Annotated in this window: 12 protein-coding genes and 1 pseudogene; 7 read left to right on the top strand and 6 right to left on the bottom strand. The window is 56.2% G+C overall.

The annotated features are described in order from the left end of the window. The 7 genes and pseudogenes from GGR91_RS11500 to msrA all read left to right on the top strand — a co-directional run. A pseudogene (locus GGR91_RS11500) lies at positions 1 to 177 on the top strand (S-(hydroxymethyl)glutathione dehydrogenase); the annotation flags it as partial. Positions 178 to 194: 17 nt separating this feature from the next. After that, positions 195 to 575, top strand: a complete 381-nt coding sequence (locus GGR91_RS11495; RefSeq protein ID WP_183942362.1) for a VOC family protein — start codon at positions 195 to 197, stop codon at positions 573 to 575. Between the two features lie 13 nt (positions 576 to 588). Beyond that, a complete protein-coding gene (locus GGR91_RS11490; RefSeq protein WP_183942361.1) occupies positions 589 to 1,095 on the top strand; it encodes a prolyl-tRNA synthetase associated domain-containing protein in 507 nt (168 codons plus the stop codon). Then, a complete protein-coding gene (gene fghA, locus GGR91_RS11485; protein ID WP_183942360.1) occupies positions 1,092 to 1,937 on the top strand; it encodes an S-formylglutathione hydrolase in 846 nt (281 codons plus the stop codon). The genes GGR91_RS11490 and fghA overlap by 4 nt, the downstream gene beginning before the upstream one ends. A gap of 31 nt (positions 1,938 to 1,968) precedes the next feature. Then, positions 1,969 to 3,723 carry an aminodeoxychorismate synthase component I gene (pabB, locus tag GGR91_RS11480; protein WP_183942359.1) on the top strand — a complete coding sequence of 585 codons (1,755 nt, stop codon included), beginning with the start codon at positions 1,969 to 1,971 and terminating at the stop codon, positions 3,721 to 3,723. A gap of 68 nt (positions 3,724 to 3,791) precedes the next feature. Then, a complete protein-coding gene (locus tag GGR91_RS11475; RefSeq protein WP_183942370.1) occupies positions 3,792 to 4,994 on the top strand; it encodes a pyridoxal phosphate-dependent aminotransferase in 1,203 nt (400 codons plus the stop codon). A 282-nt stretch (positions 4,995 to 5,276) separates the two neighbouring features. Continuing rightward, positions 5,277 to 5,978 carry a peptide-methionine (S)-S-oxide reductase MsrA gene (gene msrA / locus GGR91_RS11470; RefSeq protein ID WP_183942358.1) on the top strand — a complete coding sequence of 234 codons (702 nt, stop codon included), beginning with the start codon at positions 5,277 to 5,279 and terminating at the stop codon, positions 5,976 to 5,978. A 13-nt stretch (positions 5,979 to 5,991) separates the two neighbouring features. Here the strand turns inward: msrA and GGR91_RS11465 are convergent, their stop codons facing one another. From GGR91_RS11465 to sucD, 6 genes are all read right to left on the bottom strand, one after another. Beyond that, positions 5,992 to 6,585, bottom strand: coding sequence for a trimeric intracellular cation channel family protein (locus tag GGR91_RS11465; RefSeq protein ID WP_246337200.1), 594 nt, complete (start codon positions 6,583 to 6,585; stop codon positions 5,992 to 5,994). Between the two features lie 32 nt (positions 6,586 to 6,617). Continuing rightward, the gene (gene lpdA, locus GGR91_RS11460; protein ID WP_183942357.1) at positions 6,618 to 8,027 is read right to left on the bottom strand and encodes a dihydrolipoyl dehydrogenase; all 1,410 of its coding nucleotides are present in this window, start codon (positions 8,025 to 8,027) and stop codon (positions 6,618 to 6,620) included. A gap of 11 nt (positions 8,028 to 8,038) precedes the next feature. Next, the gene (odhB, locus tag GGR91_RS11455) at positions 8,039 to 9,265 is read right to left on the bottom strand and encodes a 2-oxoglutarate dehydrogenase complex dihydrolipoyllysine-residue succinyltransferase (RefSeq protein ID WP_183942356.1); all 1,227 of its coding nucleotides are present in this window, start codon (positions 9,263 to 9,265) and stop codon (positions 8,039 to 8,041) included. Positions 9,266 to 9,275: 10 nt separating this feature from the next. Beyond that, complete coding sequence (locus tag GGR91_RS11450; protein WP_183942355.1) at positions 9,276 to 12,107, bottom strand: 2-oxoglutarate dehydrogenase E1 component; 2,832 nt, start codon at positions 12,105 to 12,107, stop codon at positions 9,276 to 9,278. Positions 12,108 to 12,147: 40 nt separating this feature from the next. Beyond that, complete coding sequence (locus tag GGR91_RS11445) at positions 12,148 to 12,438, bottom strand: GIY-YIG nuclease family protein (RefSeq protein WP_183942354.1); 291 nt, start codon at positions 12,436 to 12,438, stop codon at positions 12,148 to 12,150. A gap of 158 nt (positions 12,439 to 12,596) precedes the next feature. Further along, entirely contained in the window at positions 12,597 to 13,481 is an 885-nt protein-coding gene (sucD, locus tag GGR91_RS11440) for a succinate--CoA ligase subunit alpha (protein WP_183942353.1), read from the bottom strand. Positions 13,482 to 13,493 lie beyond the last annotated feature (12 nt).

Raw genomic sequence — 13,493 nt, 5'->3', positions numbered from 1 at the left:
ACCGCATTTGGCGGGGCCAAGGGCCGCACCGACGTTCCAAAGATCGTCGACATGTACATGACCGGCAAGATCGAAATCGACCCGATGATTACGCACGTCATGGGGCTTGAAGAGATCAACAAGGCATTTGAATTGATGCACGCGGGTGAAAGCATCCGCAGCGTCGTGGTGTTCTAACCTAGGGAGAAGTAATAATGTATAGTCATATGATGGTGGGCAGCAATGATATTGCCCGTTCGAAAAAATTCTACGACGCAACCTTCGTTGCCATGGGCGGAAAGCCCGGCATGCAGGACCCTAAGGGTCGTTTGATTTACATGCACAATGGTTCGCTGTTCCTTGTCACGCCACCCATTGACGGCAAGCCAGCCACGCACGGCAATGGCAGCACCATCGGTTTTGCGATGACCCCTGAGTTGGCAGATGCTTGGCATAAGGCGGGCGTTGAAAATGGCGGCGAAGCGATTGAAGATGCACCCGGTATCCGCGAAGGCAATGGCATGAAAATGTATCTCGCCTATCTGCGTGATCCAGATGGCAACAAGCTGTGCGCTCTGCACCGTGTTACTGACTGATAGTGATACCATCATGAACGATGCCGAAGCGCAGCTTTATAAAGATTTGGCCGCGCTCGGCATTGCTTATGAAAAGCATGAACATGCGCCTGTATTCACGGTGGCGGAGAGCGAAGCGCATAATCGGGACATTCCCGGCGCGCATACCAAAAATCTGTTTTTGAAAGACAAAAACGGCGCATATTTCCTGGTCACCGTCCCTGCTGAAGCCCGCGTTGATTTAAAGGCGTTGCCATCGGCCATCGGTTGTGGCCGCATCAGCTTTGGCAAAGCCGAAGATATGGAACGACTGCTCGGCATTACGCCGGGATCCGTCACCGCTTTGGCGGCAATCAATGATACAGATTGTACTGTTCATTTCGTGCTTGATGCGGCGTTAGCGCAAGCTGACATTATCAATTGCCACCCACTGCGAAACAGCGCGACTTTAAGCATTGCGACCAGCGATCTTGTTCGCGCGCAAACCTATTGGCAGCACCCGCCCCAGATTATTTCCGTCCCGACATTGGAGCCCGCATGACTTTCGAAACCGTCTCTGAAAACACCGCCTTTGGCGGCGTGCAGGGTGTTTATAAGCACCATTCATCAGCCACCGGCACCGACATGACTTTTTCAGTCTATGTCCCGCCGCACGCAGAAGGCCAGATTTTGCCAGTGGTGTGGTTTTTGTCGGGCCTGACCTGCACCCATGCAAATGTGACCGAGAAAGGCGAATTCCGCCGCGCCTGTGCAGAGCTTGGTTTGATTTTCGTGGCGCCCGACACCAGCCCGCGTGGCGAAGGCGTGCCCGATGATGCCGATGCCGCATATGATTTTGGCTTGGGTGCCGGATTTTACGTCAACGCCACCGCATCGCCTTTTGACACGCATTACCGGATGCAAGATTATATCGAGCGTGAATTGCCGGATATCATCGCCGCGCATTTCCCTGCGGATATGCAGCGGCAAGCCATTATGGGGCATTCCATGGGCGGGCACGGCGCACTGACGATCAGTCTGCGTAATCCGGGCAAGTATAAGTCTACATCAGCGTTTTCGCCTATCGTTTCGCCGCTGAATTGTCCTTGGGGTGAAAAGGCTTTGGGCGGCTATCTTGGCGATGACCGTGCGCAATGGCGCGCCTATGACAGCGTTGCGTTGTTGGCAGATGGCGCACGCTTGCCGGACCTGTTGGTCGACCAAGGCCTGGCTGACAATTTCCTCGAGTCGCAGCTCAAGACGCATTTGCTCGTCGAACAATGCGCCGCGGTTGGCCAGCGTGCCGAAATTCGCATGCAGCCGGGCTATGATCACAGCTATTATTTCATCTCGACCTTCATGGCCGAACATCTCGCTTGGCATGCGGAACGGCTAAACGGCTAACGCCTTGGGCATTGTCGATTCTGTTGTGCATATGAAGATACCGACAGATCGGCCTTATGTGCTGCTCGACGATGCCCGCATGCACGGTGCGTCGCCAGCGCGGTTATATACCGACCCGGTTGAAATATGGACCGCCAACAGCTTTGATGAAGTCGATGCTGTGGTTGATGCGCTGCGTAATGCGCAGCGGGGCGGGCTGCATGCCGCAGGTTTTTTGGGCTATGAATGTGGGCAGCATTTCCTGCCAAATCTTGGGGAAGAACGCAGCGGACCACTGGCATGGTTCGGCTTGTTTCGCGGCTACAGCACAATTTCTGCTGACGTCGTGCCGTCATATCTACCCGATCCGGCGGGTGCATATTTGTCGGAATTGCGCCCGGCGATTTCGCGCGCAGAATATGCCGATGCCTTTGCGGCGGTTCAGAATTTTATCCATGCCGGAGACATTTATCAGGCCAATCTGACCTTTCCGCTGTCGGCCGATTATGCGGGCGACCCGCTGGCCTTATATGCCGCGCTGCGCAGCCGCGCGAAGGCGGGCTATGGCGGTGTCATTTATACGGGGGACGTGCATTATCTGTCCTTTTCACCCGAGCTGTTTTTCGCGCTTAAGGACCAGCGCGTGACGACAAAGCCGATGAAGGGCACGGCACAAAGGCAAGCCGACCCGCAACGGGATAGCGACGTTGCGGAGCGCTTGCGCACCGACCCGAAACAACGGGCGGAGAATCTGATGATCGTCGATCTCCTCCGCAACGATCTGTCTCGTGTGTGCGCTGCGGGAACGGTCGCCGTGCCTGAATTGTTTCACGTCGAAAGCTATCCTACGGTTCATCAGATGACCTCGACCGTTACCGGTGTGCTGAACGAGGGCGTGGACGCGGTTGACGTCATAGCGGCATTATTTCCATGCGGATCGATTACCGGCGCGCCGAAAATTCGCGCAATGCAGGTCGTTGAAGACGTGGAGACCGCGCCACGCGGAATATATTGTGGCTCCATTGGGCGTATTGATGCCAATGGCGATGCCGCCTTCAACGTTGCCATTCGGACTTTTACCTTGTGCGATTCCACAAAGACGCTTTCACTTGGGCTAGGTTCAGGCGTTGTTGCCGATTCCAACGAAGCAGGTGAATGGGCAGAATGCTTGGCCAAGGGGGATTTTGCCAAGGTGGACGATACCGGATTTGATCTGATCGAAACCATGCGTTTTGAACCGATGGCCGGAATCGTTCGGCTGGAGCTGCATCTGGAGCGCATGCAGACCAGCGCGCAGTTGTTCGGATTTGAATTTGACCGGCACGCATTGCGCAACCGGCTGCACGCCAGCATTTTCCATCTCGATCAGCTTTCGAAAATCCGGCTGATGGTTTCCCGGCATGGTGCCGTCGCGATTGAGATCAGCCCGCTGCAGGATGTGACCGATTGGCGCGTTGCGGTTGTTCCGCTGCCTGTCGCCGCCGAAGATTTCCGGCTTCGGCACAAGATAAGTGATCGGGCTTTTTACGACAACGCCCGAAAAGCCCGCACCGATTGTGACGAAGTTATCTTCTTAGGTGCCGATGGCCGTTTAACCGAAGGCAGCATCACGGCCTTGTTTGTTGAACGGGACGGCGTTCTGCTGACGCCGCGGCTTGAGACCGGGCTATTGCCATCAGTCCTTCGCCGCGCGCTGATCGACGCTGGTGAAGCCCAAGAGGCGGATTTGACAGCCGACGATTTGGCGGATGGTTTTTTTGTCGGGAACAGCGCACGTGGATTAATAAGAGCGCATAGGGTTGCGTAACTTTTAGCGAGGCTTTAGGGGCAAAAGCGCAACTTCTGTTCAATTTTTGCCCGAAAGTTTTGATGATGATTGACCGTCTGTCGGCCGCGCTCGGCCGGATTGCCCCTTCAGCGACGCTTGCCATGTCCGGACGTGTGATTGATCTTAAATCGCAGGGCATTGATGTCATTGGACTGTCGGCGGGCGAACCCGATTTTGATACGCCAGAATTCGTCAAAGACGCCGCCATTCAGGCCATTCGTGACGGCATGACGAAATATACCGCCGTCGACGGTATCGCGCCGCTCAAGCAGGCGATCATTGCAAAATTCAAGCGCGACAATGGCATTGAATATACGCCAAAGCAGATCACAGTAAACTCCGGTGGCAAGCATACATTGTTCAACGCCCTGGTCGCAACGATCGATAAGGGCGATGAAGTCATCATCCCTGCACCTTATTGGGTCAGCTATCCCGATATCGTGCAATTTGCCGGCGGAACGCCCGTGATCGTTATGGCGACCGCGGCGCAAAATTATAAAATCACGCCCGAACAACTGGAAGCCGCGATTACGCCAAAGACGCGCTGGTTGATCCTGAATTCGCCGTCCAACCCGACCGGCGCAGCTTATGATGCGGCTGAGTTGAAAGAATTGGGTGCAGTGCTGCTGCGCCACCCGCACGTCATGCTGCTTTCCGACGATATGTACGAACATATTTGGTATGCGCAGGCACCCTTTGCGACGATGCTTCAGGTGTGCCCCGAACTCTATGATCGCACACTCACCATGAACGGCGCGTCCAAAGCTTATGCCATGACCGGTTGGCGCATCGGCTATGCTGGTGGCCCGGCATGGTTGATTAAGGCGATGGCGGACTTGCAGTCGCAATCGACGAGCAATCCCTGTTCGATTTCACAATATGCCGTGCTTGCCGCGCTTAACGGCCCACAGGATTTCTTGCGGGAACGCAATGTGGCTTTCCGCGAGCGCCGCGACCTTGTCGTCGCGATGCTGAACGACGCACCGGGGCTTAGCTGCCCAACGCCAGAGGGCGCATTTTATGTGTACCCCGATGCAACTGGTGTGATGGGCAAGACGACGCCCAAGGGTAAGAAGATTGAAACCGATGCCGACCTCATCGATTATTTCCTCGATGATTACCGCGTGGCTGCGGTGCATGGCGGGGCCTTCGGTCTGTCGCCAGGCTTCCGGATTTCTTATGCAACATCGTCGGATATCCTCAAGGAAGCGTGCACGCGTATTCAAGCAGCGTGCGCCGCACTCACATGACCGCAACACGTGCGTCACGATGAACGGCGTTCATGCACGTTTAATGTGTTTTCTGGTGAAGCCTTCCAAAGCCGACGCGCATAGCTGTTTCGGCGCGCATCTGTGCAATATGTCAGAGATAAAATATGGACCGTCTTTATAACTTCGTGCGTTCGGATCTTTTCCTCAGTCTGGCCGGCGGATTTGCGTTAGGTTTGGCTGGGCTGGCCATCATCAAACCTGCCAGTGCGAATGATCACAACGCAGAAGCCACGCGGTCTGTGTCCGTTGGAGGTCCATCATATGAAACGGCTGCCCCGAACCCCTAAATACGTTATCCGCGCGGTACATGTCGCGCTGCTGTTTGGCGTGGTGACAGGATGTGGTTCCGACTTTGGATCCGCTGTCGGCACTGCGCATGCCGAAGAGGGCATTCGGATCGCCGCGCCTTTTGCGAAAATTGTTGAACCAAAGGGCCTGCAGACTGCTGTTTTTGCCGGTGGTTGCTTCTGGGGCGTGGAGGCTGTGTTTGAACGCGTAAAAGGCGTGACGCGCGTGGAGTCGGGTTATTCCGGCGGGACGCGATCAACCGCTGACTATGATCTCGTCAGTTCGGGCGTCACGCGGCATGCTGAATCTGTGCGGATTCAATATAACCCTGCGGTGGTGCGCTATGGCGAACTGCTCCAAATATTCTTTTCCGTGGCGCATGATCCGACGCAGTTGAATCGTCAGGGTCCGGACCGCGGCAAGCAATATCGATCCGCGATATTTCCCGCGAACGCAGCGCAGCAAAAGGTGGCGCGTGCCTATGTGGCGCAACTGGACAAGGCGGGATATTGGAAGAAACCCATTGTGACGACGCTGGAGCCCTTCAGCTTCTTTCCTGCCGAAAGCTATCATCAAGACTTCATGGCGAAGAACCCAAGGCACCCATATATTGTGCAATGGGACAAACCGAAAATTGCGAATTTGAATAAGCTTTTCCCGAACCGCGTTCGGTAATTAGGTCCTGACCCTAACCCCGATAGGCGGGGATTGCCCAGCCTTTCCAAATCGCCATCGCCCGCAAGGCAAAACCGGCAGTCGCGCTGAAAATCGCGGCGGGGAGAACGGGTAGCCCAACAAATAGCAATAGGCCAAAGAGGCCTGACGCCAGTGCGGCAGCGGTCACATAGATTTCGGGTTTCAGCAGGATTGACGGCTCACCGGCCAGCACATCGCGAATGATGCCGCCGACGCAGGCGGTGATGACGCCCATCATCATGGCCGGTAGCAACGGAACGCCAAGCGTAAGTGATTTCCAAGTGCCGAACACCGCGTAAATGGCAATGCCCACCGCATCGAACCAGTCAAGCGCACGTGGCTTCCAAAGATGCTGCGGCGTTACCCATACAAGCCCGGCTGTCACAAGACAGGTTGCTGCAAAACGCCAATCCTGAACCCAGAAAACGGGCGCACCAATGAGCAGGTCGCGAACCGTGCCGCCACCCGCGCCGGTAACCAGCGCAAAGAAGGAGAAGGTGACCAGCGTTTGTTTGCGTTGCGCCGCGGCGAGAGCGCCCGATGCCGCGAATACAGCGATCCCAAATAGGTCCAGCCATGAAATCATCGCTGGGGCTATTTGGGCCGCTTGGGTAATCATCACATGTGGATCGGTTTGCCGGTCACGGCCATGGCCGCTTCCTTCAAGGCTTCGGCATGGGTTGGGTGGGCATGGCAGGTATATGCGATGTCTTCCGAAGTCGCACCGAATTCCATAGCGACGGCTGCTTCAGCGATCATGCTTCCGGCGATGGATGCGATGATATGTACGCCAAGTACGCGGTCGGTTTTTGCATCGGCAATGACTTTGACGAAACCGTCCGTGGTGCGATTTGTTTTTGCACGGCTGTTGGCCATCATCGGGAATTTGCCGACTTTGATCTCGCTACCCGAAGCCGAAGCATGTTCTTTCGCTTCTTCTTCGGTCAGGCCAACGCTGGCGATTTCAGGGTAGGTGTAGACGACGCCCGGGATGACGTCATGGTTGACGATGCCCGTCAGGCCCGCAACAAATTCAGCCGCGGCAATGCCTTCGTCTTCGGCCTTGTGCGCCAGCATTGGGCCGGGGCAAACGTCGCCGATTGCGTAGATACCGGGAACATTGGTCTGGAAATCATGGCCAATTTCAATCTGTCCGCGCGCATTGACCGCAAGACCCGCTTTCTCCAGTCCGAGGCCATCGGTGTTGGGACGGCGACCAATCGCCACAAGTACGCAATCGGCTTCAATTGTCTCGCTTGCACCGCCTGCCGACGGTTCAACCGTCAGCGTGGCCATGCCGCCCTTTACCGTTGCGCCGGTAACCTTGGTACCCATGCGCAGGTTGAAGCCCTGTTTTTTGAAGATCTTGGCGGCTTCCTTGCGGACTTCGCCGTCCATGCCGGGCAGGATCTGGTCAAGATATTCGACCACAGTCACTTGCGCGCCAAGACGTAACCATACGCTGCCAAGCTCAAGTCCAATGACACCGCCGCCAATGACGACCATGTGCTTTGGCACCTTTGGCAACGCCAGCGCGCCGGTGGAATCGACGATAACCTTTTGGTCTATTTCGACGCCGGGCAATGGCGTTACCGATGATCCTGTCGCGACCATGATGTTTTTCGCGGTGTAATTTTTGCCGGCCACATCAATGCTGTTGGCTGATGTGAACGCGGCGCGGCCCTTGAGCCAATCAACCTTGTTCTTTTTAAACAGAAACTCGATGCCGCCGGTCAATTCAGACACAGCCTTCACTTTTTCCGCGTGCATTTGGTCGAGGTTGAGCGAGACGCCCTTAAAATCGATACCAAATTTCGCCAGCGAACCCGATTGCGCCTCATGGTACATTTCGGATGCATGCAGCAAAGCTTTCGACGGAATGCAACCGACGTTGAGGCATGTGCCGCCCAATGTCTCGCGGCTTTCGACGCAGGCTGTTTTCAGGCCGAGTTGTGCGGCGCGGATGGCGGCAACATAACCGCCCGGACCTGCACCGATAACGATCAGGTCATAATCATGTTCTGCCATTGCTCAGCTCCTTAAAGGTCGATCAACAACCGGGTCGGGTCTTCAATCGCCTCTTTGACGATTTTCAGGAAAGTCACTGCTTCACGGCCGTCGATGAGCCGGTGGTCATAGCTTAGCGCCAAATACATCATTGGGCGAACGACAACCTGTCCGTCGCGGACGACGGCGCGGTCTTCGATACGGTGAAGGCCAAGCACAGCGGACTGTGGCGGGTTGATAATCGGGGTCGACATCAGGCTGCCGAACACGCCGCCGTTGGAAATGGTGAAGGTTCCGCCCGACATATCTTCCATGGTGAGCGCACCGGCCTTGGCCTTTGCACCAAAATCACCAATCGCCTTTTCAATCTGGGCAAAGCTCATGGCGTCGGCGTTGCGCACGACTGGTACAACGAGGCCATTTGGCGCGCTAACCGCGACCGAGACGTCGAGATAATTGTGATAGACGATTTCGTCGCCATCGATCTGCGCATTAACGGCAGGAACGTCACGCGCGGCCAAAGCAACCGCCTTGGTAAAGAAGCCCATGAAGCCGAGGCGCACGCCATGCTTCTTTTCAAACAGGTCTTTGTAAGTCGCGCGCGCTTCGATCACGGCGGACATATCGACATCGTTAAAGGTCGTCAGCAGCGCCGCTGTGTCTTGTGCGGACTTCAAACGCTTTGCAATTGTCTGGCGCAGACGCGTCATCTTCACGCGCTCTTCCTGACGTGCACCTGTTGGCGCAGACGCAGCAGGTGTTGCGGTTGATGCCGAAGTGGCTGCAGGTGCAGGCGCACCCTTTGCCGCCGCAATAACATCTTCCTTGGTCAGGCGGCCGTCTTTGCCGGTGCCTTTAATCTTGCTTGGGTCAATGCCGAGCTCAAGCACCAGGCGGCGGACCGCAGGCGACAAAGGCAGATCGCTATTTTCCGAAGCCGCGACCGGCGCAGGCGCAGCGGTGCTCGTAACGGCGGGGGCCACAGCGGACGCGGCTGCGGCAGGTACTGCGGCAGCTCCGGTACCAGCATCGATTGAAGCAATGACCGCGCCGACATTAACCGTTGCGCCTTCCTCAACAGCATAGGCGCCCATGATGCCGGCAACAGGCGACGGCACTTCGACCGCGACCTTGTCGGTTTCAAGGCTGGCTATCGGTTCATCGACCGCAACCGGCTCACCGGGTTTTTTCAGCCATTGGCCAAGGGTCGCTTCAGTGATGGACTCGCCCAATACGGGGACTTTAACTTCAGTGCTCATAATTCAATCCTCAGGAGGATGGAGGGGTAACCGGCTTGGCTCCCCCGGTACGTTGGCGGCGGATTTCTTCGCGGACATTGTGGCCCAATGCGTCTGCAACCAATGCGGCCTGTTCGGCTTGGTGGCGCTTGGCAAGACCCGTGGCTGTCGCGGCTGCGGCTTTGCGTCCGGCATAACGTGCGCGTGCTGGGCCGACATTGGCTTCTGCGAGGCATTCTTCCAAATAGGGGTCGACGAAGCTCCAGCTACCCGCATTGCGCGGCTCTTCTTGGGCCCAAACGACCTCTTCCAAATTGGTCATACGCTTCAACCGGACAATCAATGGTTCGGCGGGGAAGGGATATAGCTGCTCGATGCGGACAATCGCGGTGTTTGTGTCGCCCGATGCATCGCGCGCTTCCATCAGGTCATAGGCAACCTTGCCCGAACATAGGACCAGTCGTTTGACATCCTTGTCCGCAGGGGCGTTGATGTCCGACAGGATCCGCATGAAGTGGCTTTCGCCTTGGAAATCCTCTGCCTTGGAAACCGCAAGCTTGTGCCGCAACAATGATTTTGGCGTCATGACGATAAGCGGCTTGCGGAATGGACGTGCCATCTGCCTGCGCAGCAAATGGAAATAATTTGCAGGCGTCGTGCAGTTTGCGACCTGAATATTGTCTTCGGCGCACAATTGCAGGAAGCGTTCAAGCCGCGCGGAGCTGTGTTCAGGACCTTGTCCTTCATAGCCATGCGGCAACAGCATCACGAGGCCATTGGCGCGCAACCATTTCGCTTCACCGGCGGCAATAAACTGATCGATCATGGTTTGCGCACCATTCACGAAGTCGCCAAATTGCGCTTCCCAAAGCACCAGTGTCTTCGGTTCGGCACCCGCATAGCCATATTCAAAACCCAGCACGCCGAATTCCGACAAGGGGCTGTCGAGAATTTCAAAACGGCCATGTGGCAATGTTGCCAACGGGATGTATTTTTCCTCAGTCGTCTGGTCGACCCAGACGCCGTGGCGTTGGCTGAACGTACCGCGGCCCGAATCTTGGCCCGATAAGCGCACGCCATAGCCTTCGGAAAGCAACGATCCGAAAGCGAGCGCTTCGCCTGTTGCCCAGTCAAAGTTTGCGCCTGTGCTGAACATGGCTTTTTTGGCATCGAGCACACGATTGAGTGTGGGGTGAATATTGTGGCCTTCGGGTACAGTGGTCAGCGTGCGGCCCATGCTATCGAACAGTTTTTTGGACACGCTGGTTTGCACATTCCGGCGGGCGGTTTCGGGATCCGCTGGCTTGGAAAGGCCCGACCAACGTCCACCAAACCAGTCGGCGGCATTGGGTTTATAATCGGCTGCGCTGGCAAATTCCTGCTCGAGCGTCTGCACATAGCGCATGGCGTGCTCGTCCGCCCAGTTCGCATCGATAACACCCTCGGCCTCAAGCCGCTTGGCGTACAAGCTGCTGACGGCGGGGTGGCCCTTGATCACTTTGTACATCAATGGCTGCGTGAAACCGGGTTCATCGCCTTCATTGTGGCCAAAGCGGCGATAGCACCACATGTCGATGACGATGTCGCGGTGGAATGTCTGGCGGAATTCGATCGCAATTTTACAGGCGAAGGTCACTGCTTCGGGATCATCGCCATTGACATGGAATATTGGCGCCTGAACGCCCTTTGCAACGTCGGATGGATAAGGCGAAGACCGCGCATATTGCGGGCTGGTGGTGAAACCAACCTGGTTGTTCACGATAAAGTGCAAGCAGCCACCGGTATTATACCCACGAATGCCGGAAAAGCCGAGGCACTCCCAAACGATGCCCTGGCCAGCAAAGGCCGCGTCACCATGCAGAAGAACGGGCAGCACTTGTTCATGCTTGCCAAGGTCATCGCGTGCGGTTTGGTTCGCGCGCACCTTGCCGAGCACCACTGGGTTCACTGCTTCAAGGTGGGAAGGATTTGGCACAAGGCTCATATGCACTTTGATGCCGTCAAATTCGCGGTCGGTGCTGGTGCCGAGGTGATATTTCACATCGCCCGAACCGCCAACATCGTCGGGGTTCGCGCTTCCGCCCGAAAATTCGTGGAAGATGATGCGGTATGGCTTTGCCATCACATTGGCCAAAACGTTGAGACGGCCGCGATGTGGCATGCCGTAAACGATTTCGCGCACGCCCAGCTGGCCGCCATATTTGATGACGGCTTCGAGTGCAGGAATCATCGATTCGCCACCATCAAGGCCGAACCGCTTCGTGCCTACATATTTGCGGCCAAGGAATTTTTCGTACTGCTCCGCCTCGATGACTTTACCGAGAATGGCTTTTTTGCCTTCGGGCGTAAATTGGATGGCGGCATCTTTGCCCTCCATCCGCTCTTGCAGGAACCGGCGCTCTTCGACGTCGGAAATATGCATATATTCGAGGCCAACTGGCCCGCAATAATTGGCGCGCAGCGTATCGACGAGTTCACGAACGGTGGTCCATTCGAGACCGAGCGTGCCGCCGACATAAACTCGCTTGTCGAGGTCTGCGCCAGAAAAACCATGATATTCGGGGGTAAGGTCAGCGGGAATATCCTGCTTGGAAAGCCCAAGCGGATCTAGATTCGCCGCCAGATGCCCGCGCACACGATAGGTGCGGACCAACATCATTGCGCGAATAGAATCGCTCGCTGCGGCAACGGCGTCGGCTTCTGCCATGGGCTTGCCAGCAGCCTTTGCCGCGGCCTTAACCTCGACCGCCATCTGCGTCGGATCAAGCGAAGCCGTCAGGTCATCGGTGATGGACAAAGGCCAGTTCGAACGTGCCCAGCTTGGACCTTGCTCAGTTTCAAAATCTTGGTTTTCTAAGCCCATAAAATACCTCGTGTGCCCAAGCGAACGCCGGGGTCCAACATCAAACTAATGTCTCGTACAGATCCGCCCAGTGGGGGTTCATCTGTTCGATCTCACGCAACTTCCAAAGCCGCTTCCAACTTTTCATCTGCACTTCGCGCCGCCGCGCATCATGCAGATTTTCGAACCGCTGATACCAAACGAGAAGTTTGCACCCATATTGTTTGGTAAAGCCGTCAATCAAACCGTTGCGATGCTGAAAGCACCGCTGCTGCAAGTTACTTGTCACTCCAAGATAGATTGTGCCGTTTCGTTTGTTGGCCATGATGTAAACATAACCCGGCTGATCCATCTTTTAGTTGACCGATGTGTTCCCCAGCGAAGGCTGGGGTCCAGAACCAAGACAATCGACGTTCCATTCACGGCTGGACCCCGGCCTGCGCCGGGGAACACAAAACTGTGTGTTCCAGCGTAGGCTGGATTCCAACGCGTTTATGAAACGCCCAAACCTCAACCCTTCAGCACTTCGACCAATGTCTTGCCGAGCAATGATGGTGACGGCGATACGCGGATGCCGGCTGCTTCCATTGCTGCGATCTTGCTTTCTGCGTCGCCCTTGCCGCCCGATACGATGGCGCCAGCATGGCCCATGCGGCGTCCGGGAGGTGCAGTGCGTCCGGCGATGAAGCCGGCCATCGGCTTTTTGCGGCCCTTCTTGGCTTCGTCGATCAAGAACTGCGCAGCTTCTTCTTCTGCGCTGCCGCCGATTTCACCGATCATGATGATCGACTTGGTCGCATCATCGGCAAGGAACAGCTCAAGGCAATCGATGAAGTTGGTGCCGTTGACGGGGTCGCCGCCAATGCCAACCGCAGTGGTCTGGCCAAGGCCTTCTGCTGTGGTCTGGAACACGGCTTCATAAGTGAGCGTGCCTGACCGTGAGACGACGCCGACCGAGCCCGCGGAGAAAATGCTGCCGGGCATGATGCCGATTTTACATTCATTGGGTGTCAGAACGCCAGGGCAGTTCGGGCCAATCAGGCGCGATTTCGAACCCGACAATGCGCGCTTTACCTTCACCATGTCGAGCACAGGAATGCCTTCGGTGATGCAAACGATCAACGGAATTTCCGCGTCAATGGCTTCAAGGATTGAGTCAGCCGCAAAGGGTGGCGGCACATACACAACCGACGCATCGGCACCGGTTGTTTGCTTGGCCTCAAGCACCGTGTCAAACATCGGCAGGCCGATGTGCGTTGTTCCGCCCTTGCCGGGGGTAACACCGCCAACCATCTGCGTGCCATAAGCAAGCGCCTGCTCGGTATGGAATGTGCCAGTGGCACCCGTCATACCCTGCGTGATGACCTTGGTGTTTTTGTTGATAAGGATGCTCACATACGTCTCCTA

It is taken from the genome of Sphingorhabdus rigui, from assembly GCF_014196595.1.
Lineage (GTDB): Bacteria > Pseudomonadota > Alphaproteobacteria > Sphingomonadales > Sphingomonadaceae > Sphingorhabdus_B > Sphingorhabdus_B rigui.
The sequence above is the reverse complement of the archived record's forward strand: the minus strand, read 5'-3'. Positions and strand labels throughout refer to the sequence as shown.

Excerpts from the sequence above, each read along its gene's own strand:
- msrA (WP_183942358.1), top strand. The coding sequence starts at position 5,277 with ATGAAACGGCTGCCCCGAACCCCTAAATACGTTATCCGCGCGGTACAT.
- lpdA (WP_183942357.1), bottom strand. The coding sequence starts at position 8,027 with ATGGCAGAACATGATTATGACCTGATCGTTATCGGTGCAGGTCCGGGC.
- pabB (WP_183942359.1), top strand. The coding sequence starts at position 1,969 with ATGAAGATACCGACAGATCGGCCTTATGTGCTGCTCGACGATGCCCGC.
- GGR91_RS11445 (WP_183942354.1), bottom strand. The coding sequence starts at position 12,438 with ATGGATCAGCCGGGTTATGTTTACATCATGGCCAACAAACGAAACGGC.
- GGR91_RS11490 (WP_183942361.1), top strand. The coding sequence starts at position 589 with ATGAACGATGCCGAAGCGCAGCTTTATAAAGATTTGGCCGCGCTCGGC.
- GGR91_RS11450 (WP_183942355.1), bottom strand. The coding sequence starts at position 12,107 with ATGGGCTTAGAAAACCAAGATTTTGAAACTGAGCAAGGTCCAAGCTGG.
- GGR91_RS11495 (WP_183942362.1), top strand. The coding sequence starts at position 195 with ATGTATAGTCATATGATGGTGGGCAGCAATGATATTGCCCGTTCGAAA.
- fghA (WP_183942360.1), top strand. The coding sequence starts at position 1,092 with ATGACTTTCGAAACCGTCTCTGAAAACACCGCCTTTGGCGGCGTGCAG.
- odhB (WP_183942356.1), bottom strand. The coding sequence starts at position 9,265 with ATGAGCACTGAAGTTAAAGTCCCCGTATTGGGCGAGTCCATCACTGAA.
- GGR91_RS11465 (WP_246337200.1), bottom strand. The coding sequence starts at position 6,585 with ATGATTTCATGGCTGGACCTATTTGGGATCGCTGTATTCGCGGCATCG.